The following is a 26,477-nucleotide window of genomic DNA, read 5'->3' on the forward strand; positions in this document are numbered from 1 at the left end:
GCCAGAACTCCGTCAACGCAGCGGTGAAAGGACACCTGATGGTCGACCTGGCGCCGCGTGCGGTCTGCCTCGGCGAGGCGATGATCATGCTCGCCGCCGAGACCGGTGCCCCGCTGGAGGATGCCGAGACGTTCCGGCGCTCCGTGGGTGGCGCCGAGTGCAACGTCGCGGGCGGGCTGGCTGCGCTGGACATCCCGACCGGCTGGATCTCGCGCGTCGGAGCCGACGGCTTCGGCCGCCACGTAGTGCGCGACCTGCAGGTCCGCGGTGTGGAGGTCGGCGCCGTCGAGGAGGATCCGGTCCGGCCGACCGGGCTGTACGTGAAGGACAGCGTCGGCGGGCGCACCCGGATGCACTACTACCGCTCCGGCTCCGCAGCGTCGGCGATGGATGCGGACTTCCTCGATCGGCCGGCCGTGCGGAGCCGCTTGGTCGGCGCCGAACTCGTGCACACCACCGGGATCACCGCGGCCATCTCGACCACCTCCGCCGGGATGCTCGATCGCCTGGCTGCGTTGAAGGAGACCCTGGGCTTCACCCTGAGCGTCGACCTCAACTGGCGTCCCGCGTTGTGGCGCGGCAACGATCCGGCTCCACTGTGGCGACTGCTGCGCGCGGCCGACGTCGTACTGATCGGGGCGGACGAGGCGATGCTGTTCGCCGGGACCAGTGATCCCGGCAAGCTGCGCGAACTGCTCGGGCCTCGATCGACGATCGTGGTGAAGTCGGACGCGCACGTCGCGCTCGCGTTGGGGCCGGACGGTCGTCGTACGGAGGTTCCTGCGCTCACTGTCGACGTGGTGGAGCCAGTGGGGGCCGGGGACGCTTTCGCCGCCGGGTTCCTAGCCGGGACCTTGCAGGGCATGCCGATGGAGCAGCGGCTGCGGCTGGGGCACCTGAGCGCCGCTGCGGTGCTGGCCGTGCGTCAGGACCACGCGGCTCCGCCTCCGCCCGCTGTCCGGCAGGCGTTGCTCGCCTGCTCGGACGAGGACTGGGCCGGGACACAGGTCGGTTCTGCCGGTATCAAATCTGCAGCCCTGGTGGGAGGCTCGGTGTGAGTCAGAGCCTGGCCAGAGCCCTGCAGATCCTGGCGAGTCTGGGAGAGGGCGACCGCTCGCTCGACCAGCTCGCGACGGAGTTGGACGTGCACAAGACGACAGTGCTGCGCCTGCTGCGCACGATGGAGGCCGAGCGCTTCGTCCGCCGCGACGAGTCGCACCGGTACCGCTTGGGCTCGCGGCTGTTCTCCTTGGCGGATGCGGCCCGCGAGCAACACGTAGTACGGGCTGTTGCCGCGCCGCACCTGCGGCAGCTCAATCAGAAGACCGGGCAGACCGTGCACCTGGCGGCGTACGAGAACGGGCAGGTCACCTACATCGACAAGCTCGACAGCGTCCAGTCGGTCCGGATGTACTCGCAGATCGGCGTCCCGGCGGCGCTGCACTGCACCGCGGTCGGCAAGGTCCTGCTGGCCGCACAGCCGAAGCGGCAGCGCGAGGCTCTGCTGGCCAGCATCGACTATCACCTGTACACGCCGAACACGATCTCCGGCCCGGACGAACTGCGCGACGAGCTGGACCGGGTCCGGGCGCAGGGCTGGGCCCACGACCGGGCCGAGCACGAGTCCTTCATCAACTGCATCGGAGCGCCGATCGCCGACCGCTCGGGCCGGGTGGTGGGAGCCGTGTCCGTCTCGGTCCCCGACGTCCTGCTCAACTATGAGCAGGTGCTCGAGCTGCTGCCCGACCTGCTCGCCACCGCGGCGGCCATCGGCGCCGACTACACCAACTGATCGAGAGGAACCTCCTATGACCGACAAGACCGTCATCTCCACCCCCGACGCCCCCGCACCGATGCCGGTGTTCTCCCAGGGAGTCCGCAAGGGCAACATCCTGCAGGTGTCCGGCCAGGGCTCCGTCGACCCGGAGAGCGGCCAGTTCGTCTTCGAGGGTGACGTGAAGGCGCAGACCACCCGGGTCCTGCAGAACATCGAGGCGATCCTGAAGGCCGGTGGCGCCACCTTCGACGACGTCGTGATGCTGCGCGTCTACCTAACCACCCGCGACCACTTCGTCCCGATGAACGACGCGTACGCCGAGTTCGTCGGCACCCGGACTCCGAGCGGCGTGCTGCCGTCGCGGACCACCGTCTTCACCGGCCTCCCGCTCGAGCCCATGCTGGTCGAGATCGACGCCCTCGCAGTTCTGTCCTGACCCATCCGACCCGCGGGACTGCCATCTCATTACTTAATTGAGGATGGGACGATAGACCGGATGGCAGACCCCGTCAGTCTCTGGAAGATCGCCCCCTCGGTCTATCTGCCGGCGCTGCTGTACGGCATCGGCCAGGGGGCGATCGCTCCCGTTGTCGCTCTGTCCGCCCGCGACCTGGGCGCCTCGTTCGCGGGTGCCAGTCTGGTCGTCGCGGCGGCCGGCGTCGGCCAGGTGATCGGAGACATCCCCGCCGGTGCGCTCACCACGAGGATCGGCGAGCGCCGCGCGATGCTGCTCGCCACCGGCCTCGTCTCCGTCGCACTGGTCGCCTGCCTGGTCGTCCCGACCGTCTGGGGTCTCGCCGTCGCGATCGGCGCGACGGGGTTGGCCGGCGCCGTCTGGGGTCTCGCCCGGCAGGCGTACCTCAGCGAGGCCGTACCCCTGGAGATGCGGGCGCGGGCGCTGTCCACGCTTGGTGGCGTCCAGCGGATCGGGTCGTTCATCGGGCCGTTCCTGGGTGCCTTCGCGATGAAGTTCCTCGGCACCGACGGCGCCTACTGGGTCCACCTCGTCGCCGCGGCCCTCGCCTGCGTAGTGCTGCTCAGCCTCCCCGACATCGAGTCCGTACGCCGGAGTCGCGCCGGCCGCCCGGTGGTCCTGCAGTCCACCCGCGCCGTCATCCACGAACACCTCCCTGTACTGCGGACGCTGGGAATCGGCGCGCTCCTCGTCGGCGCCGTCCGCGCGTCCCGGCAGGTGGTGATCCCGCTCTGGGCCGAGCACATCGGGCTGGATCCGCAGACGACGAGTCTGATCTTCGGGATCTCCGGCGCGGTCGACATGCTTCTCTTCTATCCGGCGGGGTCCGTGATGGACCGGTTCGGCCGCAAGTGGGTCGCCGTACCGTCCATGCTCGTGCTCGGTCTCGCGCACCTGTTGTTGCCGTTGACGCACTCGGGTGCGGCGCTGACCGCGGTCGCGCTGCTGATGGGAATCGGCAACGGGCTCGGGGCCGGGGTGATCATGACGCTCGGCGCGGACGCGTCCCCGCCGGTCGGCAGGGCGCAGTTCCTCGGCGCCTTCCGCCTCTTCGCCGACACCGGCAACGGCGCCGGCCCGTTCCTCATCGCGGCGGTGACGGCTCTGTCCAGTCTGGCCCCGGCTGTACTGTTCATGGGGCTCACGGGTTGGGCCGCGGCCTTCGCCATGAGCCGCTGGATCCCACCGCGTCCCCAGGCTCCGAGCCTTCCCCAGGCTCTGCAGTAGCTGACCCCGGTAACCGATTTGGTGGCGGCGTCACGGCCGGTTACTCTTGAGGCTGCCGAAGACCGCTGGTCGTTGCTCCCGGAGCAACTGAAGGTCCCACAAGCTCGTGGGCGGCCCGCGCAGGTGACAAGTAAGTGAGAGTAGTTTCTTCACGCCCTTGCGCCTGCGCAGGGGCGTTTTCGATTTCTGCGGGTCCTGGCCGGTGCGGCAACGAAGCCCAACCCTGTGATTGCAGGGCGGAAGGAGACCCATGGCGAGGCCGGACAAGGCAGCCGCCGTCGCAGAGCTCACGGAGAACTTCAAGAGCTCTAACGGCGCCGTGCTGACCGAGTACCGCGGACTCACTGTGGCGCAGTTGCGGCAGTTGCGCACTACGCTCGGTGACGACGTGAACTACGCCGTGGTGAAGAACACGCTGACCCAGATCGCGGCCAAGGACGCGGGAGTGGAGTCGTTCGACTCGCTGCTGCAGGGTCCGTCGGCCATCGCCTTCATCAAGGGCGACCCGGTGGTCGCGGCCAAGGGGCTGCGTGACTTCGCCAAGGCCAATCCCCTTCTCGTCATCAAGGGCGGTGTGCTGGACGGCAAGGCACTCAGCTCCGACGAGATCAACAAGCTCGCTGACCTGGAGTCGCGTGAGGTTCTCCTCTCGAAGCTCGCAGGGGCGATGAAGGCGGCCCCGCAGCAAGCGGTGTCGTTGTTCGCTGCTCCGCTGTCGCAGGCCGCGCGCCTGTTCGCGGCGCTGCAGGACAAGCTGCCGGCCGGCGACGCCCCCGTGGCGGACGAGGCTCCGGCTGCGGAGGCCGTGCAGGACGCACCGGCCGACGCACCTGCCGAGGCGAGCACCGAGGAGACCGCGTCAGCCGACAGCTGACCCGATCGAATCACGCAGGACCCCAGTCAGTAATCACCTAGCAACACACTTATCGGAAGGACCGCCAAAATGGCGAAGCTCAGCACCGAAGAGCTGCTCGGCCAGTTCAAGGACCTCACCCTGCTCGAGCTCTCTGAGTTCGTGAAGGCCTTCGAGGAGGAGTTCGGCGTGACCGCCGCCGCTCCCGTCGCAGTCGCCGCGGCCCCGGCCGCCGGTGGCGGCGCCGCCGAGGAGACCGTCGAGCAGGACGAGTTCGACGTCGTCCTCGAGGCGGCCGGCGACAAGAAGATCCAGGTCATCAAGGAGGTGCGCGGCCTCACCAGCCTCGGCCTGAAGGAGGCCAAGGACCTCGTCGAGAGTGCGCCGAAGGCCATCCTGGAGAAGGTCGACAAGGCTGCCGCGGAGAAGGCCAAGGAGGCCCTCGAGGGCGCCGGCGCCACCGTCACCCTGAAGTGACCCGTGCGGCCCAGCCGCACACCCAGTAGTACCCGCGAAGGGCGGTCCCACCAGGGACCGCCCTTCGTCACGTCCGGCCGACCTCGCGTCGAGATCCGGGGAGGCGCGCTCGCCATCGGGATCGGATCCAGGCGACGAGGCCGATCCAGACGCCGGCCCAGAGCCAGCCGGCCAGCAGGTCGGACGGGTAGTGCCGCCCGAGCTCCAGCTGGGAGTACCCGACGAGCAGCAGCGCCGCGGCACCGACGACCGCGCCGACCGCTCGCGCCCGCCGGCTCCGCAGGATCATCACCAGGCTGCCGACCAGGGCAGCGGTGTTCGCCGCGTGGCCACTCGGGAAGCTGTACTCCGAGACCGACTCCGCCAGCGGCAGGTGGTCAGGCCGCGGCCGGCCGGCCAGCTCCTTCAAGAGCGGGTTCACCATCCACACGACACCGACGCCCGCCACGAAGAACGCCGCATCCGCCCACCGGCGCAGTACAAGCAGCACCACGAGCACACCGACCGCGATGATGGCGAGCGGGCCCAGCTCACTGAGATCACTCACAGCTCGCATGACCCGCTCCACCGACCAACCGCCGACCAGTCATGGCCGGGTCAGACCCCGATTCGTTGCCAGGGGCCCCAGATGGCGAAGCTCAGGCCGCGGCTGGCCTGGATGTTGACGAACAGGGTGTGCCCGTCCGGGCTGAACGTCGAGCCGGCGAACTCGTCGCCGGACCGGTCCGCGCCGGTGCTGCTGGTGAGCCGGTTCAGGGCGATGTCCCAGAGTTGGCCACCGCGGGACAGACCGCGTAGGTAGTTGTCCTCGGTGTTGTCCTCACAGAGCACCAGCGTGCCTCGATTGCTGGTCGTCACGTTGTCCGGGAAGTCCAGCGTCGACCGGTTCGGCGACTGGTAGATCAGCTGCAGCTTCCTCGCTCGGGTGTGGTACGCCCAGATCTGACCGAAGCCGTTGCCGTAACCGCCGACCGGGTCCGGTCCGGTCTCCGCGGCGCCACCGCCCTGGGTCGAGCAGAAGTACACGACATTGCGGTCGTAGACCTGACCCTCCAACCGCGAGAAGTACGCCGCACCCTGCGCGCGGCCCTGATCACCGACGTACACGAGAGCCTGGTCGTTGGTCGTCGGCGCGGTCTGGCCCGGCGTATACGGGAACCGCGGCGCCGGGTCGTCGATGTCGACCCACGTCACGTCGTACGTCGCCCGCATCGGCTGTTCCGCGGCCAGGTTCAGGTTCGGGTGGCCGCGGACGGCGAGCATCTGCAGTCGGCCGCCGTCCTCGAGCCGGCCGGCCATCATCGGATTCCGGGGCGGGAGATAGCGGTAGAACCCGGACGGGAAGGCGAAGTTGTCCTCGGTCAGGTAGAGGATGCCCGCCTCGGGGTCGAAGGCGACGGCCTCGTGGGCGAACCGGCCCGCCTGGGTGATCGGCTGCCGGTCCGACTGGCCGCCGGCCGGGACCTCGAAGACGAACCCGTGCGGCTTGGTCAGCGGCACGTTCGACGCCCCGGTGAAGTCCGGTCCGACGTCGGGACCGTTCACCGTCTCCTCACAGGTGACCCAACTGCCCCACGGCATGATGCCGCCGCTGCAGTTCATCATCGTGCCGTTCAGGCTGGTGTAGGCGTCGACCACCTCGCCGAACCGTGTCACCTCGACGGTCGTCGTACCGCTCTGCGCCTGAGTGTCGTACGGCGTCCCCGGGCCGAACGGGGCGCCCGGGTTGTTCACCTCGTGGTTGCGGACCAGCAGCACGTTGCCTTGGGCCGACTGGAACGCGCCCATACCGTCGTGCCGCCCGGGCAGCCGGGTGCCGTCGGTCAGTACCACCGGGAACTCCGTGTCGTGGAACGACCGGTAGGAGAACCCCTCCGGCAGGTGCAGCCGCACCTTGCCGTCACGCTGGTCCGGGATGGCCCGCAGCGCCCGGAACGGCGCATTGCCCTTCGGATCCGCGACCGCCTGCTGGGCGACGAATCCCTGGAACGGCCCACCGGCGACGATGCCGCCCGCGACCGCCACGCTTCCCCTGAGGAACGTCCGGCGTTCGATGCTCATCTGTCCTCTCCCTCCCTGAGGGTCCTGCCGCCGACGCTAACTCCCGGCAAGCCTCACGGACAGCGCTGAGCGACTGCCGCGTCAGCCCAGCCAGGCGTCGATGTCGCTCAGTGCTCGCTCGATCACCGGACCGGGTGCGGCCGAGCTGACGAAGGAGTGCGTTCGCAGTACCGAGTTCGCCTGCGTGCGGCACCACCGGCAGGCCGCCGGCGCGGGCGATCGCCGCAGCCTCGACAAACACCTCGGGCCCGGCGGCAGCCTCGTCATCGTCGATCCCGAACCCGACGACACCGCGGCCGACCCGACTGACAGCCAACCGCGCGACCTCCTCGGCGGCGTCAGCCCCGAGCCCGCGGTTGGCAGCCACCACGAGCCCGAATCCGACGCCGGTGGCGGTTCCCGCGGCCAGGCCGGCATCGAGGACCACGTCCAACCCGGCCGCGTCCGAACCGAGCCGCCCACCGAGCAGACCCGGCCACATCGACGGCTCGATCCACCGAACGCCCTGGTCCGCGGCATCCTCGACGATCTCGGTGATCAACCGCCGGACGTCCGCCTCGGTCCGCAGGCAGCCGGCCGCCGCGGTGATGGTCGCCATGAACGCGTCGAACGATCCGAAACTGGTCGGCAGCGGCGCCTGGACGCCGTACCGGGCGGCCAGTTCGGCCAGGGTGGAAGGGCGCATCGCGCCGTCCACATGCAGGTGGAGATGGGCTTTCGGCAAGGGCTTGAGATCGTTCACTCAACAGAGTCAAGCAATACCAGTACGCAGCCGGTCCGGCAGGTCCATCGCGGCCGCGGAGGACCGGCGTACCAGGATTTGGGCAGCCGCGGTGCGTGACCGGAGCGTGACTCATTGGTCATCGACACTTGACGCACAGGGGTTACACAAATAAGTGACTCGTGCGTAACCTAGGCAACCGCGCCCTCGTTGAACCGGCGAAAGCACGTCGGTCGGGGCTGCACAACGAACCCGTGAGGAGGACCGGTGGGCGTAGAAGTCCGCGTCGAGGGACTGACCAAGTCCTTCGGAAGTCAGCTGATCTGGGGCGACGTGTCCCTGACGCTGCCCGCCGGTGAGATCTGCGTGATGCTGGGCCCTTCCGGCACCGGGAAGTCCGTATTCCTGAAGACGTTGATCGGCCTGCTCAAGCCCGACAAGGGCCACGTGCACATCGAGGGTGTCGACATCGCCACCTGTTCGGAACGCAAGCTCTACGAGGTGCGCAAGCTGTTCGGCGTGCTGTTCCAGGACGGCGCGATGTTCGGCTCGATGAACCTCTACGACAACGTCGCCTTCCCGCTGCGCGAGCACACCCGCAAGTCCGAGTCCGAGATCCGCTCCATCGTGATGGAGAAGATGGAGATGGTCGGTCTGGTCGGCGCGGAGAAGAAGCTGCCCGGCGAGATCTCCGGCGGGATGCGCAAGCGGGCCGGCCTGGCCCGCGCGCTGGTGCTGGAGCCGGAGATCCTGCTCTTCGACGAGCCCGACTCGGGTCTCGACCCGGTCCGGACCGCGTTCCTGAACCAGCTGATCATCGACCTGAACGAGATGACCGAGGCGACCTGCCTGATCGTCACCCACGACATCAACACCGCCCGCACGGTGCCGGACAACATCGGCCTGCTGTACCACCGGCACCTGGCGATGTTCGGCCCGCGCGAGATGCTGCTGTCCAGCGAGGAGCCGGTGGTCCGCCAGTTCCTGAACGCGCAGCGGGTCGGCCCGATCGGCATGTCCGAGGAGAAGGACGCCGACGAACTGGCCCGTGAGGCCGACCAGGAACTGCCGCCGCTGCCGCCGATCCCGGTGCAGCAGTTGCCGAGCAGCGGGGTGATCCGGCCGACCCAGCGACCGCCGGGGGAGTGGTGTGCCGAGAACGGCGTGACACCTCCGCCGGGCAGCTTCGCCTCCGATGTGGTGGGGGCTACGTGACCGTTTCTGCGACCGCCCCGCTGAAGCACGCAGGATCTCTCTTCGCTTTCGCCCTCGACACCGCCCGGGCCTCCGTCCGGCGGCCGTTCCAGCTGCGCGAGTTCCTGCAGCAGGCGTGGTTCGTCGCCAGCGTGACGATCATCCCGACCGCCCTGGTCGCGATCCCGTTCGGCGCGGTGATCGCGCTGCAGGTCGGCGGGCTGATCAGGCAGTTCGGCGCCCAGGCCTTCACCGGGTCGGCCGCCGTGCTGGCCGTGGTCCGGGAGGCGTCCCCGATCGCGACCGCGCTGCTGATCGCCGGCGCCGGCGGGTCCGCGATCTGCGCGGATCTCGGCGCCCGCAAGATCCGCGAGGAGCTCGACGCGATGATGGTGCTCGGCATCGACCCGATCCAGCGCCTGGTCGTACCGCGGGTGCTGGCCACCATGCTGGTCGCCTTCTTCCTGAACGGTTTCGTCAGCGTGGTCGGCGTGATGGGCGGCTACGTCTTCAACGTGGTCCTGCAGGACGGCACGCCCGGTAGTTATATAGCCTCCTTCACCGCGCTCGCCCACCTGCCGGACCTGTGGCAGGGCCAGGCGAAGGCGCTGGTGTTCGGTTTCATCGCCGCGGTGGTCGCGTCCTACAAGGGCGTCAACGCCGGCGGCGGTCCGAAGGGCGTGGGCGACGCGGTGAACCAGTCCGTCGTGATCACCTTCATGCTGCTGTTCGTCGCGAACTTCTCCATGACGGCGATCTACTTCCAGCTCGTCCCACCGAAGGGGGCCTGAGCATGTCAGCCCTCGTCGACACCCTGGTGAAGAAGCCGCTGAACTCGCTCGACCGGCTCGGTGAGCAGCTCGCCTTCTATATCAAGGCGCTGGCCTGGTCCGGCAAGTCGATCACCCGCTACCGCAAGGAGATCCTTCGGCTGCTGGCCGAGGTGACGCTCGGCACCGGCGCCCTCGCGGTGATCGGCGGCACCGTCGGCGTGATCACCTTCCTGGCCTTCTTCACCGGCACCGAGGTCGGCCTCCAGGGGTACTCGGCGCTCAACCAGATCGGCACCTCCGCCTTCGCCGGCTTCGTCAGCGCCTACATCAACACCCGCGAGATCGGCCCGCTGATCGCCGGCATCGCGCTGGCCGCCACCGTCGGCTGCGGGTTCACCGCCCAGCTCGGCGCGATGCGGATCAGCGAGGAGATCGACGCGCTCGAGGTGATGGCGATCCCGTCGCTGCCGTTCCTGGTCACCACCCGGATCATCGCGGGCCTGATCGCCGTCATCCCGCTGTACGTCGTCGGCCTGCTCGCCTCGTACTTCGCCACCCGGCTGACGGTGACCACGTTCTACGGGCAGAGCACAGGCACCTACGACCATTACTTCCACTTGTTCCTACCACCAGGGGATGTGCTCTGGTCGTTCGGCAAGGTGCTCGTCTTCGCGGTCCTGGTGATCCTGGTGCACTGCTACCACGGCTACCACGCGACCGGTGGTCCCGCCGGAGTCGGCGTCGCCGTCGGCCGCGCAGTACGGACCTCCATCGTCGTCATCAACGTCGTCGACCTGCTGCTCTCGATGGCCATCTGGGGTACCACGACCACGGTCAGGCTGGCGGGGTAGCGCGATGACCAGACGAGTACTCGGCACGGCCTTCATCGGGTTGCTCTGCTTCCTGCTCTGGCTCACCTACGCCTTCTACGCGAAGGTCTTCACCGACACGGTCGACGTGAAGCTGCGGACCAGCCACATCGGCCTCCAGCTGAACCGGCACGCGGACGTGAAGCTGCGCGGCATCATCGTCGGCGAGGTGCGCAGCGTCGCCACCGACGGCGACACCGCCACCGTGGAACTGGCGCTGAAGCCGGACCAGGTCAAGGAGATCTCCAGCCAGGTCAGCGCGCGGATCCTGCCGAAGACGCTGTTCGGCGAGAAGTACGTCGCCCTCGTCCCGCCGCAGGGCGGGGAAGGCCGGTCGATCCGGGCCGGCGACGTGATCCCGCGGGACAAGACGGCGGTCGGCATCGAGATCGAGAAGGTGCTGAACGACGCGCTCCCGCTGCTGCAGGCGGTCGACCCGGCGGACCTGAACGCCACCCTGAACACGCTGGCCACGGCGCTGGAGGGACGCGGCTCCGAGATCGCCGAGACCCTCACCCAGCTGGACGGCTACCTGAAGAAGCTGAACCCCAGCGTGCCGAACCTGATCGCCGCGCTGACCAAGCTGACCCAGGTCTCCCAGCTCTACGGCGACGTGACGCCCGACCTGGTCCGCGCCCTGCGCAACCTGACCATCACCGGCAACACCGTGGTGGAGAAGGAGCAGCAGCTGCAGAAGTTCTTCACCGACGTGCAGACGCTGTCGACCACCGGTGACACCTTCCTGAAGCAGAACGAGGACCGGGTGATCCGGCTCGGCGAGGTGAGCCGGCCGATCCTGGACCTGCTGGAGCGGTACTCCCCGGAGTTCCCCTGCTTCCTCAAGGTGATGACGGACACCGCGCCGATCCTGAACGACACCTTCCGCGACGGCGCCCTGCACATCAACCTCGAGCTGATCACGAACCAGCCCACGCCGTACCAGCCGAACGAGCTGCCGGCGTACAAGGACAAGCGCGGGCCCACCTGCGTCGGCAAGAGCTACAGCCACCCGGGCGCGAAGCCGGGTCCCTACACGCAGCAGAACCCCGCGCCGTACCTCACCGGTGACGACGGCGTGATCGGCGACCACAACAAGGAGAGCCGCTTCCCGCTGAACCTGCAGCTGAACCGGGCGATGCCAGGGTTCGCGCTGGACACCGGCGGTGCGGGCACGCCCGCGGAGCAGAAGGTGATCGACTCCTTCGCCGGTCCCGCGATGGGCATCCCGGCAACCGACGTACCGGACCTGACCACATTGATCATCGGCCCGCTGGTCCGCGGAGGTCAGGTGAACTTGAAGTGAAACTGCTGGACAAGAAGACCTCGATCGACACTGTGCGACTGGCGATCTTCGTGGTGGTCACCACCATCGCGACCGCGCTGCTGGCCGTCACCATCGGCAACATCAGCTTCAACGCGACCACGAAGTACCGGGCCGTGTTCACCGACGTGGTCGGGCTGAACAAGGGCGACGACATCCGGATCGCCGGTGTTCGTGTCGGCCAGGTCGACAAGATCGCCATCTACCAGACAGCGCCGAATTCTGAGGCGTTGGCGATGGTCACCTTCAGCGTCGACTCCGACCAGGTCGTCGACACCTCGACCCACGCGACGATGCGCTACCGGAACCTCGTCGGCAACCGCTACATCGCGCTCACCGAGGGGGTCGGCGGCGGCACCCGGATGAAGGCGAACGGACTGATCGACAAGGACCGTACTGCGCCTGCGCTGGACCTGTCGGTGCTCTTCAACGGGTTCAAGCCGCTGTTCACCGCGCTGACCCCGAAGGACGTGAACCAGTTCGCGTTCGAGGTGATCAAGGTGCTGCAGGGTGAGGGAGGCACGATCGAGAGCCTGCTGGCGCGGACCGCGTCGTTGACCACCACGCTGGCCGACGCGGACCAGGTGATCGGCGACCTGATCACCAACCTGACCTCGACGCTGCAGATCGTCTCGCAGCGGCAGCAGGACTTCTCCGCGCTGCTGGTGAACCTGCAGAAGTTCATCACCGGGCTGAGCCAGGACATCAACCCGATCTTCGGCTCGCTCGGCTCGATCAACTCGCTGAATGCCAAGACGGCCGGCCTGCTGCAGCAGACCCGGGTGCCGCTGAAGGCGGACCTGGACCGGCTGCGCCAGGTCTCCACCACGCTCGACGACACCCAGGGGATCTGGGTCAAGACGCTGCAGAACATGCCCGGCAAGCTCGAGACGATGACCCGGACCGCGACGTACGGCTCCTGGTTCAACTTCTACCTGTGTGGCTTCGACGGCAACGTCACCCTGCCGATCGGCACCCGACTCCCAGTGAGCTACGACAACAACTCGGCGAGGTGCGAGAAGTGACCCCGTTCCGTGAGCAGAACCAGGTCACCATCGGGGTGGTCGGGCTGACCGTGATCGGGCTGATCATGCTGGCCGCGTTCAAGGCGCAGGACCTGCCGCTGATCGGCGGCGGCACGAAGTACTCCGCGCAGTTCTCCGAGGCCGGCGGGCTGAAGCCGAACGACGAGATCCGGGTCGCCGGGGTCCGCGTCGGTCAGGTTCGCAAGGTCGATCTCGAAGGCACGCACGTCCGGGTCGACTTCGTGGTCGACCGCGGGGTGAAGCTGGGCGACAAGACCGGCGCCGAGATGAAGATCAAGACGCTGCTCGGGCAGAAGTACCTGAAGCTGAACCCGGCCGGTGACGGCGAGCTCAAGGAAGGCTCGGAGATCCCGCTGGACCGGACCGTCTCGGCGTACGACGTGGTCGACGCGTTCACCGATCTGGCCGACACCACCGAGCGGATCGACACCGTCCAGCTGGCGAAGGCCCTGCACACGTTGTCGGCGACCTTCAAGAACACCCCCGAAGAGGTGCAGGCCTCGCTCACCGGGCTGTCCCGGCTGTCCCGGAACGTGGCCAAGCGCGACGACGAGCTGAAGAAGCTCCTGAGGCACTCGGACGTGGTCACCAGGATCCTGGCCGACCGGAACCAGGAGCTGGTCAAGCTGATGAAGGACGGCAACACCGTGTTCCAGGCGGTGCAGGCGCGGCGGGCGCTGATCCACCAGCTGCTGGTATCGACGCAGAAGCTGTCCGCGCAGATCACCGCGCTGGTCCGGGAGAACCGCAAGGACCTGGCGCCCACGCTGCAGAAGGTGAACGCCGTCCTGGCCACCCTGCTGAAGAACCAGAACGCCCTCGACGCCAGCATCCGCGGCCTCGCGCCGTACGCCCGGGTCTTCACCAACACCCTCGGCACCGGCCCGTGGTTCGACACCTACGTGCAGAACCTGGTCCCGGTCCCGGAGATCCCATTGCCCGCCGGCTTCCCGCCCGGGTTGCCGCCGGTCCTCGGGGGTGGCCGATGAGGCGACCGGGGCGGTGGGGTGGGGAGGGTATCAAGATGGCTTCGTTCTCCCGGTTGGTCGCGATCGGTGTCGTCCTGGTGGTGCTCGCCGTCAGCGCGATCTCGCTCTGGCCGCACCCCGAACGCGTCTCCGCGACGGCGTACTTCCCGCGCGCGGTGAGCGTCTACCCCGGCTCGGACGTCCGGATCCTCGGGATCAAGGTCGGCGAGATCGAGAGCGTCACCCCGGCTGGTCGCGCCGTCCGGGTGAAGTTCTGGTGGGAGGCCAAGCACAAGGTGCCGGCCAACGCGAAGGCGGTGATCGCCTCGCCGTCGATCGTTGCCGACCGCTACATCCAGCTCACCCCGGCCTACTCCAAGGGCGACGTGATGGCCGACGGCGCGGAGATCCCGCTGGACCGGACCGCCGTACCGCTGGAGCTCGACCAGATCTACCAGAGCCTGAACGACCTGTCTGTCGCGCTCGGCCCGAAGGGGGCGAACGATCAGGGCGCCCTGTCGCGGCTGCTGGACGTCTCCGCGGCGAACCTGAACGGCCAGGGCAAGAAGCTGAACCAGACCATCACCGACGTGTCGACGCTGACCCAGACACTGGAGGGCAACTCCAAGAACCTGTTCGCCACGATCCGGCAGCTGCAGACGTTCGTGTCCGCGCTGGCCGCGAACGACTCTCTGGTGAAGCAGTTCAACACCAACTTCGCCGCCACCTCGACCACGCTGGCAGGTGAGCGCAAGGACCTCGCCGCGGCGCTGTCCACGCTGGCGACGGCGCTCGGCGAGGTGGCCGCGTTCGTGAAGGACAACCGCGGGCTGCTGAAGACGACCATTTCCGGCGCCACCGACGTCTCCCAGATCCTGGTCAAGGAGAAGGCCGCGCTGGCGGAGATCATCGACACCGCGCCACTCGGCCTGGGGAACCTGGCCCGCGTCTACAACCCGCAGTTCGGCACGCTGGACCAGCGGATCAACCTGGCCCAGCTGGACGACCCGGCGACCTTCATCTGCTCGCTGCTGCTGCAGGCGAACCAGCCGCTGTCTGCCTGTTCCGCGCTCAAGCCGGTCCTCGCTGCCCTGCCGAAGCTCCCGCTCCTCAGCAGCGTCACCGGCTCCGGCGGCCCGGCCGGTACTCCGTGGGCTCCCGCCCCGGAGCCGAAGATGCCGAGCCCGGACAACGTCGACGAGACCCTCGGCGGCCTGGTCCCCGGAGGTGCCCGATGAGGCGCCGTACCGCGGTAGTGGCCGGCGTGGTCGCGATGGCCACGGTGCTGACCGGGTGCGACTTCAGCGTGTACTCGCTGCCGTTGCCGGGTGGCGCCAAGATCAAGGGCCCGTCGTACTCGATCACCGTCGAGTTCTCCGACGTGCTGGACCTGGTCCCGAAGTCGTCGGTGAAGGTGGACGACGTCACCGTCGGCACGGTCCAGAAGGTCTGGCTCGAGGGCTACGTCGCCAAGGTGAAGCTGAAGCTGCCGAAGAGCGTCGACCTGCCGGACAACTCCCGCGCGACGATCCGCCAGACCAGCCTGCTCGGCGAGAAGTTCGTCTCGCTGGCACCGCCGACTGGCGACGAGAAGCCGCGCGGCAAGCTGGAGAACGGCGAGCTGATCCCGCTGTCGCGGACCACCAGCAACGTCGAGGTCGAGGAAGTGCTGTCGGCGCTCTCGTTGCTGCTGAACGGCGGCGGTGTGGCCCAGCTGCAGATCATCACCCAGGAGCTGAACAAGGCGCTGACCGGGAACGAGCCGGCCATCCGCAGTGTGCTGACCCAGCTGAACACCTTCGTCGGCACCCTGGACAAGAACAAGCAGCAGATCGTCACCGCGATCACAGCGGTGGACGCGCTGGCGAAGAAGCTGAACGCGCAGAAGGCGACCCTGGCGACCGCGATCGACTCGCTGCCGAAGTCGATAGCCACCCTGGACAAGCAGCGGGCCGCGCTGGTCAAGACGCTGCAGGCGCTGGCGAAACTGGGCAACACCGCGACCCGGGTGATCACCGCGTCGCAGCAGGACCTGGTGGCCAACCTGCAGTCCCTCTACCCGCTGCTGACCAAGCTGGCCGAGGCAGGGGAGAACCTGCCGAAGTCGCTGGAACTGCTGCTCACCTACCCGTTCCCGGACGCCGCGGCCAAGGCCGTGAAGGGTGACTTCACCAACCTGGACATCACCCTGGACGTGAACACCAAGAAGGCGCTGGAAGGCATCCTCGGGCTCAAGCTGCCGAACGTCGGGCCGAACGCGCTCCCGACCGGCAACGTCAGCCTGCCTCTGCACAACCCGCCGAAGTTCCCGACCAACGGGTTGCCGTCGCTGCCGGTGCCGACCGGCGCCACGACGACCTGCATCACCCTGCTCGGCCTCCCGGTCTGTACGGCGAAGCTGAACCGCTCCGCGTTCGACCCCGAACTGGCGAAGGTCCTGATGCCGGGGGTGGCCAAGTGATCAGCAAGACGGTCCGGGTCCAGCTGATGGTGTTCCTGCTGATCACCGTCGTCGGCGTCGCGTACGTCGGCGGCAAGTACGCGCAGGTCGACCAGTTGCTCTTCGACGACGACTACACGGTGAGCGCCAGCTTCGCCGAGTCCGGCGGCATCTTCAGCGGCGCCGAGGTGACGTACCGCGGCCAGCCGGTCGGCCGGGTCGGCAAGCTCGAGCTGCTCTCCGACGGCGTCGAGGTCGACCTGGACATCGACAAGGAGGTGAAGATCCCGAACGACCTGGTCGCGGTGGTCGCGAACCGCTCCGCGATCGGCGAGCAGTACGTCGACCTGCAGCCGCGCCGCGACGACGGCCCGTACCTGCAGGACCGGTCCAAGATCGCCCGGCAGGACACCGCGATCCCGATCGACACCACCGAGCTGCTGCTGAATCTCGACCAGCTGGTGAACTCGGTCGACAAGAACAGCCTGAAGACCACCGTCCAGGAGCTCGGCGACGCCCTGCGCGGCAAGGGCAGCGACCTGCAGAAGATCATCGACAGCTCCGGGCTGCTGATCAACGACGCGGACGCGAACATCCTGCAGACGATCAAGCTGATCAACGACGGCAGCACCGTGCTCGCCACCCAGGTGGCCAGCGGGGACGCGATCAAGACCTGGGCGAAGAACCTCGCGCTGCTGTCCGAGACCCTGGTCAGCTCGGACGCGAACCTGCGCTCCGTGATCGACAACGGCTCGGCCGCCTCGCAGCAGGTGACCGCCCTGATCCAGGAGAACCGGGCGGACATCGCGGTGCTGCTGGGTAACCTCCTCACGGTGAACGAGATGACCGCGGTACGCCTGGACGCCGTCGAGCAGCTGCTGGTGGTGTACCCGGCTGTGGCGATGGGCGGTTACGTAGTACCGGCGAAGGACCCGGGGACCGGGCACTACGACGCGCACTTCGGCCTGGTGCTCGGCTTCAGCCCACCCGCCTGCCGGGCCGGCTACAACGGCACCGACAAGCGCGTCCCGCAGGACACCACGAACAAGCCCGCCAACACCAAGGCCGGCTGTACTGCGTCGCCCGGGTCCGGCGTGAACGTCCGCGGCTCGCAGAACAAGCCGACACCGTCGTCCCGCTCGGACGCGAACCGGATCGGCTACGGTGTCGGGTACGACCCCGCCACGGGAGCCGCCGGAGGCACCGACGGCATGCCCGAGCTGGTGCTCGGCTCGACCGGCGGCCAGGAGGAACTGCTCGGCAAGGACTCCTGGAAAGCCCTGATTCTCGGACCGGTGAGCGGCCAGTGACTACTTCCACCCTTCTGCCTGGCAAGACCACGGGCGACGGCGACAACCATGACCACGGCTCCGGGCGTAAGCGCCTGGTCGCGGTCTGGGCACTCAGCGTGCTGCTGCTGATCGCGCTCGTGGGCGCGATGCTGGCGATCTTCGCGATCCGCCGCCAGACCACCGGCGACGAGGACCGCGCGGCCGCGATGCAGGCGGCCCGCCAGTTGGCCCTCGACTTCACCACCTACGACTACAAGACCTGGGACGCGGACTCGAAGCGGGTGCTCGACGACGCCACCGGGCAGTTCAAGGAGGAGTTCGCGGCCGGCTCGAACTCGGTCAAGGCCGAGGTGCTGACCAACCAGGCGACCTCCAAGGGTGACGTGAAGGAGGCCGCGGTGGTCTCGAACGACAAGGACTCGGCCCAGGTGCTGGTGATCGTGAACGCCGTGGTGACGAACACCGCCGGCAAGGACGGCGTCGAGCGGCGCTACCGGATCAAGCTGGACATGGTCCGGGAGAAGGACCGCTGGCTGACCGCGGACTTCCAGGTGGTCGGCTGATGGCCCGCCGGATCGCCGGTCAGCGGCGCGGCACCGACCGCCGGACCGAGAGCTCCGAGGTGACTCAGGCCACACCAGACGTTCCCGAGGTGGATTCGAAGCCGAGCCCAGAGGCTCGCGAAATTACTGAGAGTGAGCAAACCGAGGATGTAGAGGTCGCGGATACCGTTCGGAAGGACCCCGCTCCGGGTGGGCGGGTCACGCTGATCCTGTCGGCGGTCCTCGCCGTTCTGGTGGTGCTGATCCTGGCGCTCGGCGGCATTCTCGGGATCAAGGCGCTGAAGGGCCGGGAGGCCGAGGACGCCCGCGGCCAAGCGGCGACGGCGGGCCGGAAGGCGGCCGAGACCGCGCTCAGCTACGACTACCGCACGCTGGACAAGAGCTTCGCGGCCGCCCGGGCGACGATGACCCCGGACTTCGCGGCCAAGTTCGACGACACGGCCAAGGTGGCCGGCGAACTGGCCACCAAGACCAAGGCCACCGTCCGCGCCGACGTCCGGGAGGTCGGCGTCCGGGACGGGGACGCGGACCGGGTCACGCTGATCATCTTCGTGAACCAGACCACCACCAGCACGATCACACAGGGTAAGCCCCGGGTCGACCTGAACCGGACGAGATTCACAATGGTCCGAAACGGGGATCAATGGCTGGTCCAGGAGATCGCCGGACTGTAGTCTCTTTGTGACTCCGGACAGGACGGACCGGGCGGCTCGCGGGTGCTCTACCCGCTGGAGAACCCGGGTCGATCCTTGACGGAGTGGGTGGTCCGACGGCATAGTGTCGGACCCCATTGGACAGGCTTGCCCTGATCGGGTAGCCTATTGCTTTGCGCTGCCTTTAACCCCACCCTGGTTCGGCTCAAAACTTGACTAGGGCGGTTCGGCGTGCGCTCCCAGCACCGAAGTGATTTCTGCGAGCCCGTGGAAGGACGCCCCTTGGTCGCCTCGCGCAACCCCCAGTCCGACAGTATTACCGACGTTTCCGGCTCCCGCCGCATCTCCTTCGCAAAGATTTCCGAGCCTCTCGAGGTTCCGGATCTGCTTGCGCTGCAGGTGGACAGTTTCGACTGGCTGGTCGGGAACGAAACCTGGCAGGCTCGAGTGGCCGCCGCCGAGGCGGAGGGACGGACTGATCTGTCCTCCCCGTCCGGCCTGGAGGAGATCTTCGAAGAGATCTCCCCGATCGAGGACTTCAGCGGCACCATGTCGCTGTCGTTCCGCGACCACCGGTTCGAGCCCCCGAAGAACACGGTCGACGAGTGCAAGGAGCGTGACGTCACCTACTCGGCGCCGCTGTTCGTCACCGCCGAGTTCATGAACAACGAGACCGGCGAGATCAAGAGCCAGACCGTCTTCATGGGTGACTTCCCGTTGATGACGCGCAAGGGCACGTTCGTGATCAACGGCACCGAGCGTGTCGTCGTGTCCCAGCTGGTTCGCTCGCCCGGTGTGTACTTCGAGCGCACGCCGGACAAGACGTCGGACAAGGACATCTTCACCGCCAAGATCATCCCGTCGCGCGGCGCGTGGCTGGAGTTCGAGGTCGACAAGCGCGACATGGTGGGCGTGCGGCTGGACCGCAAGCGCAAGCAGAACGTCACCGTGCTGCTCAAGGCGCTCGGCTGGACCGACGCGCAGATCCTCGAGGAGTTCGGCGAGTACGAGTCGATCCGCCTCACCCTGGAGAAGGACCACACCTCCGGGCAGGACGACGCGCTGCTCGACATCTACCGCAAGCTCCGTCCGGGCGAACCGCCGACGCGCGAGGCTGCCCAGGCGCTGCTGGACAACTACTACTTCAACGGCAAGCGCTACGACCTGGCCAAGGTCGGCCGCTACAAGATCAACAAGAAGCTCGGCCGTGACGAGACTCACGACACCGCGGTTCTGACGATCAACGACATCGTCGCGACGATCAAGTACCTGGTCGCGCTGCACGAGGGCAAGACCGAGCTGGACGCGCCGCAGGGCGAGATCGTGGTCGAAGAGGACGACATCGACCACTTCGGCAACCGCCGTCTGCGCACGGTCGGCGAGCTGATCCAGAACCAGCTCCGTACCGGCCTGGCCCGGATGGAGCGGGTGGTCCGCGAGCGGATGACGACCCAGGACGTCGAGGCGATCACGCCGCAGACCCTGATCAACATCCGTCCCGTGGTGGCGGCGCTGAAGGAGTTCTTCGGCACCTCCCAGCTGTCGCAGTTCATGGACCAGACCAACCCGATCGCGGGTCTGACCCACAAGCGCCGCCTGTCGGCGCTTGGCCCGGGTGGTCTGTCGCGTGAGCGGGCCGGCTTCGAGGTCCGCGACGTGCACCCGTCCCACTACGGCCGGATGTGCCCGATCGAGACCCCGGAAGGCCCGAACATCGGCCTGATCGGGTCGCTGGCCACCTACGGCCGGGTGAACCCCTTCGGGTTCGTCGAGACGCCGTACCGCAAGGTCGTCGACGGCCGGGTCACCGACCAGGTCGACTACCTGACCGCGGACGAGGAGGACCGGTTCGTCATCGCCCAGGCCAACGCGGCGCTGAACGACGACGACTCGTTCGCCGAGGACCGGGTGCTGGTTCGCCGGCGCCACGGTGAGGTCGAGCTCGTGCTGGTCGACGACGTGGACTACATGGACGTCTCGCCGCGCCAGATGGTGTCGGTCGCGACGGCGATGATCCCGTTCCTCGAGCACGACGACGCCAACCGCGCCCTGATGGGCTCCAACATGCAGCGCCAGGCCGTTCCGCTGATCACGGCGGACGCCCCCCTGGTCGGTACCGGCATGGAGTTCCGCGGTGCGGTCGACGCCGGTGACGTGGTGGTGTCGGAGAAGGCTGGTGTGATCAAGGAGGTCTCGGCCGACCTGATCGAGGTCGCCGCCGACGACGGCACCTACCAGACCTACCGGCTGGCGAAGTTCCGCCGCTCGAACCAGGGCACCTGCATCAACCAGCGTCCGCTGGTGGACGCGGGGCAGCGGGTCGAGATCGGCTCGCCGCTGGCCGACGGTCCGTGCACCGACGAGGGCGAGATGGCCCTCGGCCGGAACCTGCTCGTGGCGTTCATGCCGTGGGAGGGTCACAACTACGAGGACGCGATCATCCTCAGCCAGCGCGTCGTGCAGCAGGACCTGCTGACCTCGATCCACATCGAGGAGCACGAGGTCGACGCCCGCGACACCAAGCTGGGCCCGGAGGAGATCACCCGCGACATCCCCAACGTCTCCGACGAGATGCTGGCGGACCTGGACGAGCGGGGCATCATCCGGATCGGCGCCGAGGTCACCACGGGTGACATCCTGGTCGGCAAGGTCACGCCCAAGGGTGAGACCGAGCTGACCCCGGAGGAGCGGCTGCTGCGCGCGATCTTCGGTGAGAAGGCCCGTGAGGTGCGCGACACCTCGCTGAAGGTGCCGCACGGTGAGAACGGAACCGTCATCGGGGTCCGCGTCTTCGACCGCGACAACGGCGACGAGCTGCCGCCGGGCGTGAACCAGCTGGTCCGCGTGTACGTCGCGCAGAAGCGCAAGATCTCCGTCGGTGACAAGCTCGCCGGACGCCACGGCAACAAGGGCGTCATCTCGAAGATCCTGCCGGTCGAGGACATGCCGTTCATGGAGGACGGCACCCAGGTCGACATCATCCTGAACCCGCTGGGCGTGCCCGGCCGGATGAACGTCGGTCAGGTGCTCGAGACCCACCTCGGCTGGGTTGCCAGCCGCGGCTGGAAGGTCGACCCGGACAGCAAGGAGGAGTGGGCCCAGCGGCTGATCAAGATCGGTGCCGGCGAAGCCGCTCCGTTCACGAACGTCGCCACCCCGGTCTTCGACGGCGCCAAGGAGGAGGAGGTCACCGGCCTGCTCGGCTCCACGCTGCCGAACCGCGACGGCGACCGGATGGTCGACAGCACCGGCAAGGCCCGGCTGTTCGACGGCCGCTCGGGTGAGCCTTTCCCGCAGCCGGTCGGCGTCGGCTACATGTACATGCTGAAGCTGCACCACCTGGTGGACGACAAGATCCACGCCCGCTCGACCGGTCCGTACTCGATGATCACGCAGCAGCCGCTGGGTGGTAAGGCGCAGTTCGGTGGTCAGCGGTTCGGCGAGATGGAGGTGTGGGCCCTCGAGGCCTACGGTGCCGCCTTCGCGCTGCAGGAGTTGCTCACCATCAAGTCCGACGACGTCGTCGGTCGCGTCAAGGTGTACGAAGCGATCGTCAAGGGCGAGAACATCCCGGAGCCGGGTATCCCGGAGTCCTTCAAGGTTCTGGTCAAGGAAATGCAGTCCCTGTGTCTCAATGTCGAGGTGCTCTCGTCCGACGGAAGCCGGGTCGAGATGCGCGACAGCGAAGAGGACGTCTTCCGCGCTGCGGAGGAACTGGGCATCGACCTGTCCCGGCGTGAGCCGAACAGCGTCGAGGAGGTCTGAGCGGGTTGCCGCTTGAGATCAACAACCAACTCACTCAGACCAACCCCTGCGGGGGTCTGGGGGTCGCCCCCCAGATGACAACAGCAATCGGGAGATAACACATCGTGCTCGACGTGAACTTCTTCGACGAGCTTCGGATCGGCCTGGCGACCGCGGATGAGATCCGCCAGTGGTCGCACGGCGAGGTCAAGAAGCCCGAGACGATCAACTACCGGACGCTCAAGCCCGAGCGTGACGGACTGTTCTGCGAGAAGATCTTCGGTCCCACCCGGGACTGGGAGTGCTACTGCGGTAAGTACAAGCGCGTTCGCTTCAAGGGCATCATCTGCGAGCGGTGTGGCGTCGAGGTCACCCGTTCCAAGGTGCGCCGTGAGCGGATGGGCCACATCGAGCTGGCCGCGCCGGTCACCCACATCTGGTACTTCAAGGGTGTCCCGTCGCGACTCGGCTACCTGCTCGATCTCGCCCCGAAGGACCTGGAGAAGGTCATCTACTTCGCGGCGTACATGATCACCGACGTCGACGACGAGGCGCGGCACCGCGACCTCTCGTCGCTGGAGGGCCGGACCGACGTCGAGCGCAAGCAGCTCGAGGGCCGGCGCGACAACGACATCGAGACGCGGATGAAGAAGCTCGAGGAGGACCTCGCCCAGCTCGAGGCCGAGGGCGCCAAGGCCGACGTCCGCCGCAAGGTGAAGGAAGGCGCCGAGCGTGAGGTCAAGCAGCTGCGCGATCGTGCGCAGCGCGAGATCGACCGTCTCGACGAGGTCTGGAGCCGGTTCAAGAACCTCAAGGTCCAGGACCTGGAGGGCGACGAGATCCTGTACCGCGCCATGAAGGAGCGGTTCGGCAAGTACTTCGAGGGCGCGATGGGTGCCGCCGCGATCCAGCGGCGCCTGGAAACCTTCGACCTCAAGGCCGAGGCGGACAGCCTGCGAGAGACCATCAAGACCGGCAAGGGTCAGCGCAAGACCCGCGCCCTGAAGCGGCTCAAGGTCGTCACCGCGTTCCTGGCCACCAACAACAGCCCGATGGGCATGGTGCTCGACTGCGTCCCGGTGATTCCGCCGGACCTGCGGCCGATGGTCCAGCTCGACGGTGGCCGGTTCGCCACCTCCGACCTGAACGACCTGTACCGCCGGGTGATCAACCGGAACAACCGGCTCAAGCGCCTGCTCGACCTGGGTGCGCCGGAGATCATCGTCAACAACGAGAAGCGGATGCTGCAGGAGGCCGTCGACGCGCTGTTCGACAACGGCCGTCGTGGCCGTCCGGTCACCGGCCCGGGCAACCGGCCGCTGAAGTCGCTGTCCGACATGCTCAAGGGCAAGCAGGGCCGGTTCCGTCAGAACTTGCTCGGCAAGCGCGTCGACTACTCCGGCCGTTCGGTCATCGTGGTCGGCCCGCAGTTGAAGCTGCACCAGTGCGGTCTGCCGAAGGCGATGGCGCTGGAGCTGTTCAAGCCGTTCGTGATGAAGCGGCTGGTCGACCTCAACCACGCGCAGAACATCAAGTCCGCCAAGCGGATGGTCGAGCGTCAGCGCGCCCAGGTCTGGGACGTGCTGGAAGAGGTCATCACCGAGCACCCCGTGCTGCTGAACCGCGCGCCTACCCTGCACCGGCTGGGTATCCAGGCGTTCGAGCCGCAGCTGATCGAGGGCAAGGCGATCCAGATCCACCCGCTCGTCTGCTCCGCGTTCAACGCGGACTTCGACGGTGACCAGATGGCGGTGCATCTGCCGCTGTCGGCCGAGGCCCAGGCCGAGGCCCGGATCCTGATGCTGTCGACGAACAACATCCTGAAGCCTGCTGACGGCCGTCCGGTCACGATGCCGACCCAGGACATGATCATCGGCATCTACTTCCTGACCATGCTGAAGGAAGGCGCCCTCGGTGAGGGTCGCGCGTTCAGCTCGGTGGCCGAGGCGCTGATGGCCTTCGACCGTGGCGAGCTCTCGCTGCAGGCGAAGGTCACGCTGCGCCTGAACGAGGCCGGTACGCCGAAGGGCGCGCTGGAGCTGGCCGAGGGCGAGTTCTCGCTGGAGACGACGCTGGGTCGCGCCCTGTTCAACGAGGCGCTGCCGGCGGACTACACCTTCGTGGACACCGAGGTCGGCAAGAAGCAGCTGGGCTCGATCGTCAACGACCTGGCCGAGCGCTACTCCAAGGTCCAGGTGGCGAACTGCCTGGACGCGCTGAAGGACCTCGGTTTCCGCTGGGCCACCCGCTCGGGTGTCACGGTGTCGATCGACGACTTCAGCACGCCGCCGAGCAAGCCGGAGATCATGGCTCGCTACGAGTCGCAGGCCGAGAAGGTCCAGAAGCAGTTCGAGCGGGGTCTGATCACCTCGTCCGAGCGGCGCCAGGAACTGATCGAGATCTGGACCGGCGCGAACGCCGAGGTCGGCAAGGCCATGGAGGAGAACTTCGCCAAGGCCAACCCGATCTGGATGATGGTCCACTCGGGTGCGCGAGGCAACATGATGCAGATCCGGCAGATCGCCGGTATGCGTGGTCTGGTGGCCAACCCGAAGGGCGAGATCATCGCCCGGCCGATCAAGTCCAACTTCCGCGAGGGCCTGTCGGTGGTCGAGTACTTCATCGCCACCCACGGTGCTCGCAAGGGTCTTGCCGACACCGCGCTGCGGACCGCCGACTCGGGGTACCTGACCCGTCGTCTGGTGGACGTCTCGCAGGACGTCATCATCCGCGAGGAGGACTGCGGCACCGAGCGCGGCCTGCCGAAGAAGATCGGCGAGCCGGGTCCGGACGGCAAGGTCGTGCACGCGGAGAACGTGGAGACCAGCGCCTATGCGCGCACCCTGGCGACCGACGTGTCGGACGCCAAGGGCAACGTGGTGCTGACCGCGGGCAGCGACCTGGGCGACGTGTCCATCGCCACCCTGGTGGCCGCCGGGATCGAGGAGGTCAAGGTCCGCTCCGTGCTGACCTGTGACGCCAAGACAGGTACCTGTGCGAAGTGCTACGGCCGTTCGCTGGCGACCGGCAAGCCGGTCGACATCGGCGAGGCCGTCGGCATCATCGCGGCGCAGTCCATCGGTGAGCCGGGTACGCAGCTGACGATGCGGACCTTCCACACCGGTGGTGTCGCAGGTGATGACATCACCCACGGTCTGCCGCGTGTGGTCGAGCTCTTCGAGGCCCGCCAGCCCAAGGGCAAGGCGCCGATCTCGGAGGCGGCCGGCCGGATCTCGATCGAGGACACCGACAAGACCCGGAAGCTGGTGCTCACCCCGGACGACGGTTCCGAGGAGGTCGCCTACCCGGTGTCGAAGCGGACCCGGCTGCTGGTCGAGGAAGGCCAGCACGTCGAGGTCGGTCAGCAGCTGACGCAGGGTACGCCGGACCCGCAGGAGGTTCTGCGGATCCTGGGTGTCCGCAAGGCGCAGGAGCACCTGGTGGACGAGGTCCAGGAGGTGTACCGGTCGCAGGGTGTGGCCATCCACGACAAGCACATCGAGATCATCGTCCGGCAGATGCTGCGCCGGGTCACGGTGATCGAGTCCGGCGAGGCGAACCTGCTGCCGGGCGAGCTGGCGGACCGCCTGATGTTCGAGGCGGAGAACCGTCGGGTGGTCGCCGAGGGCGGTACGCCGGCCTCCGGACGTCCGGTGCTGATGGGTATCACCAAGGCGTCGCTGGCGACCGAGTCGTGGCTGTCGGCCGCCTCCTTCCAGGAGACGACCCGCGTCCTCACCGAGGCCGCGATCCACGGCAAGTCCGACTCGCTGGTCGGTCTGAAGGAGAACGTCATCATCGGAAAGCTGATCCCGGCGGGTACCGGCATGGACCGTTACCGCAACATCCGGGTGGAGCCCACCGAGGAGGCGAAGGCCGCGATGTACTCGATGGTCGGCTACGAGTCGTACGACTACGACTTCGGCCCGTCCGCGGGTCAGTCGGTCCCGCTCGACGACTTCGACCTCGGTTCCTACCAGAACTGATTCGCAGTACGAGCAAACCGCCGAGGGCGGCACTCCC

22 protein-coding genes are annotated in these 26,477 nt (G+C 67.7%); 19 read left to right on the forward strand and 3 right to left on the reverse strand.

Annotated elements, in window-relative coordinates:
* Nucleotides 1-38 precede the first annotated feature (38 nt).
* The 6 genes from EV644_RS22010 to rplL all read left to right on the forward strand — a co-directional run bounded on the left by EV644_RS22010 (nucleotide 39) and on the right by rplL (nucleotide 4,809).
* Nucleotides 39-1,058 (forward strand): sugar kinase, encoded by a 1,020-nt coding sequence (locus tag EV644_RS22010; RefSeq protein WP_132190590.1) that lies wholly within the window; start codon nucleotides 39-41, stop codon nucleotides 1,056-1,058.
* Nucleotides 1,055-1,792 carry an IclR family transcriptional regulator gene (locus EV644_RS22015; RefSeq protein ID WP_132190591.1) on the forward strand — a complete coding sequence of 246 codons (738 nt, stop codon included), beginning with the start codon at nucleotides 1,055-1,057 and terminating at the stop codon, nucleotides 1,790-1,792. The genes EV644_RS22010 and EV644_RS22015 overlap by 4 nt, the downstream gene beginning before the upstream one ends.
* Before the next feature lie 16 nt (nucleotides 1,793-1,808).
* Entirely contained in the window at nucleotides 1,809-2,213 is a 405-nt protein-coding gene (locus EV644_RS22020) for a RidA family protein (protein ID WP_132190592.1), read from the forward strand.
* Between the two features lie 60 nt (nucleotides 2,214-2,273).
* Complete coding sequence (locus EV644_RS22025) at nucleotides 2,274-3,479, forward strand: MFS transporter (RefSeq protein ID WP_132190593.1); 1,206 nt, start codon at nucleotides 2,274-2,276, stop codon at nucleotides 3,477-3,479.
* A 250-nt stretch (nucleotides 3,480-3,729) separates the two neighbouring features.
* Nucleotides 3,730-4,353, forward strand: a complete 624-nt coding sequence (rplJ, locus tag EV644_RS22030; RefSeq protein ID WP_132190594.1) for a 50S ribosomal protein L10 — start codon at nucleotides 3,730-3,732, stop codon at nucleotides 4,351-4,353.
* Between the two features lie 69 nt (nucleotides 4,354-4,422).
* A complete protein-coding gene (gene rplL, locus EV644_RS22035) occupies nucleotides 4,423-4,809 on the forward strand; it encodes a 50S ribosomal protein L7/L12 (protein ID WP_132190595.1) in 387 nt (128 codons plus the stop codon).
* 67 nt (nucleotides 4,810-4,876) lie between these two features.
* Here the strand turns inward: rplL and EV644_RS22040 are convergent, their stop codons facing one another.
* Genes EV644_RS22040 through EV644_RS47840 form a run of 3 tightly spaced genes read right to left on the reverse strand, consistent with a single transcriptional unit; the run spans nucleotide 4,877 to nucleotide 7,555 of the window.
* Complete coding sequence (locus tag EV644_RS22040) at nucleotides 4,877-5,365, reverse strand: phosphatase PAP2 family protein (RefSeq protein ID WP_132190596.1); 489 nt, start codon at nucleotides 5,363-5,365, stop codon at nucleotides 4,877-4,879.
* Between the two features lie 41 nt (nucleotides 5,366-5,406).
* On the reverse strand, nucleotides 5,407-6,816 hold the full coding sequence (locus tag EV644_RS22045) for a PhoX family protein (RefSeq protein ID WP_369410511.1): 1,410 nt from the start codon (nucleotides 6,814-6,816) through the stop codon (nucleotides 5,407-5,409).
* Complete coding sequence (locus EV644_RS47840) at nucleotides 6,710-7,555, reverse strand: hypothetical protein (RefSeq protein ID WP_369410512.1); 846 nt, start codon at nucleotides 7,553-7,555, stop codon at nucleotides 6,710-6,712. The genes EV644_RS22045 and EV644_RS47840 overlap by 107 nt, the downstream gene beginning before the upstream one ends.
* A gap of 303 nt (nucleotides 7,556-7,858) precedes the next feature.
* Here EV644_RS47840 and EV644_RS22055 point away from each other — a divergent pair, with 303 nt between their 5' ends.
* From EV644_RS22055 to EV644_RS22115, 13 genes are all read left to right on the forward strand, one after another.
* Nucleotides 7,859-8,806 (forward strand): ABC transporter ATP-binding protein, encoded by a 948-nt coding sequence (locus tag EV644_RS22055; RefSeq protein WP_132190599.1) that lies wholly within the window; start codon nucleotides 7,859-7,861, stop codon nucleotides 8,804-8,806.
* Nucleotides 8,803-9,576, forward strand: coding sequence for an MlaE family ABC transporter permease (locus EV644_RS22060; protein WP_132190600.1), 774 nt, complete (start codon nucleotides 8,803-8,805; stop codon nucleotides 9,574-9,576). Before EV644_RS22055 ends, EV644_RS22060 begins: the two co-directional genes overlap by 4 nt.
* 2 nt (nucleotides 9,577-9,578) lie before the next feature.
* On the forward strand, nucleotides 9,579-10,409 hold the full coding sequence (locus tag EV644_RS22065) for an MlaE family ABC transporter permease (RefSeq protein ID WP_132190601.1): 831 nt from the start codon (nucleotides 9,579-9,581) through the stop codon (nucleotides 10,407-10,409).
* A gap of 4 nt (nucleotides 10,410-10,413) precedes the next feature.
* Nucleotides 10,414-11,730 carry an MCE family protein gene (locus EV644_RS22070; RefSeq protein WP_132190602.1) on the forward strand — a complete coding sequence of 439 codons (1,317 nt, stop codon included), beginning with the start codon at nucleotides 10,414-10,416 and terminating at the stop codon, nucleotides 11,728-11,730.
* Nucleotides 11,727-12,773, forward strand: a complete 1,047-nt coding sequence (locus EV644_RS22075; RefSeq protein ID WP_132190603.1) for an MCE family protein — start codon at nucleotides 11,727-11,729, stop codon at nucleotides 12,771-12,773. Before EV644_RS22070 ends, EV644_RS22075 begins: the two co-directional genes overlap by 4 nt.
* On the forward strand, nucleotides 12,770-13,783 hold the full coding sequence (locus tag EV644_RS22080) for an MCE family protein (protein ID WP_132190604.1): 1,014 nt from the start codon (nucleotides 12,770-12,772) through the stop codon (nucleotides 13,781-13,783). The genes EV644_RS22075 and EV644_RS22080 overlap by 4 nt, the downstream gene beginning before the upstream one ends.
* 35 nt (nucleotides 13,784-13,818) lie before the next feature.
* Nucleotides 13,819-15,000 (forward strand): MCE family protein, encoded by a 1,182-nt coding sequence (locus tag EV644_RS22085; protein ID WP_241998613.1) that lies wholly within the window; start codon nucleotides 13,819-13,821, stop codon nucleotides 14,998-15,000.
* A complete protein-coding gene (locus tag EV644_RS22090; protein ID WP_132190605.1) occupies nucleotides 14,997-16,223 on the forward strand; it encodes an MCE family protein in 1,227 nt (408 codons plus the stop codon). The genes EV644_RS22085 and EV644_RS22090 overlap by 4 nt, the downstream gene beginning before the upstream one ends.
* Nucleotides 16,220-17,512, forward strand: a complete 1,293-nt coding sequence (locus tag EV644_RS22095; RefSeq protein WP_132190606.1) for an MCE family protein — start codon at nucleotides 16,220-16,222, stop codon at nucleotides 17,510-17,512. The genes EV644_RS22090 and EV644_RS22095 overlap by 4 nt, the downstream gene beginning before the upstream one ends.
* Nucleotides 17,509-18,057: an Rv1363c family protein gene (locus tag EV644_RS22100; protein ID WP_241998615.1), complete on the forward strand. Its 549-nt coding sequence runs from the start codon at nucleotides 17,509-17,511 to the stop codon at nucleotides 18,055-18,057. Before EV644_RS22095 ends, EV644_RS22100 begins: the two co-directional genes overlap by 4 nt.
* Nucleotides 18,057-18,731, forward strand: a complete 675-nt coding sequence (locus EV644_RS22105; protein WP_132190607.1) for a hypothetical protein — start codon at nucleotides 18,057-18,059, stop codon at nucleotides 18,729-18,731. Before EV644_RS22100 ends, EV644_RS22105 begins: the two co-directional genes overlap by 1 nt.
* A 261-nt stretch (nucleotides 18,732-18,992) precedes the next feature.
* Nucleotides 18,993-22,475: a DNA-directed RNA polymerase subunit beta gene (gene rpoB / locus EV644_RS22110; RefSeq protein ID WP_132190608.1), complete on the forward strand. Its 3,483-nt coding sequence runs from the start codon at nucleotides 18,993-18,995 to the stop codon at nucleotides 22,473-22,475.
* 104 nt (nucleotides 22,476-22,579) lie between these two features.
* Nucleotides 22,580-26,440 (forward strand): DNA-directed RNA polymerase subunit beta', encoded by a 3,861-nt coding sequence (locus tag EV644_RS22115; protein ID WP_132190609.1) that lies wholly within the window; start codon nucleotides 22,580-22,582, stop codon nucleotides 26,438-26,440.
* The last annotated feature ends 37 nt before the right edge of the window (nucleotides 26,441-26,477 follow it).

The sequence above is a fragment of the Kribbella orskensis genome (assembly GCF_004342085.1).
GTDB lineage: Bacteria > Actinomycetota > Actinomycetes > Propionibacteriales > Kribbellaceae > Kribbella > Kribbella orskensis.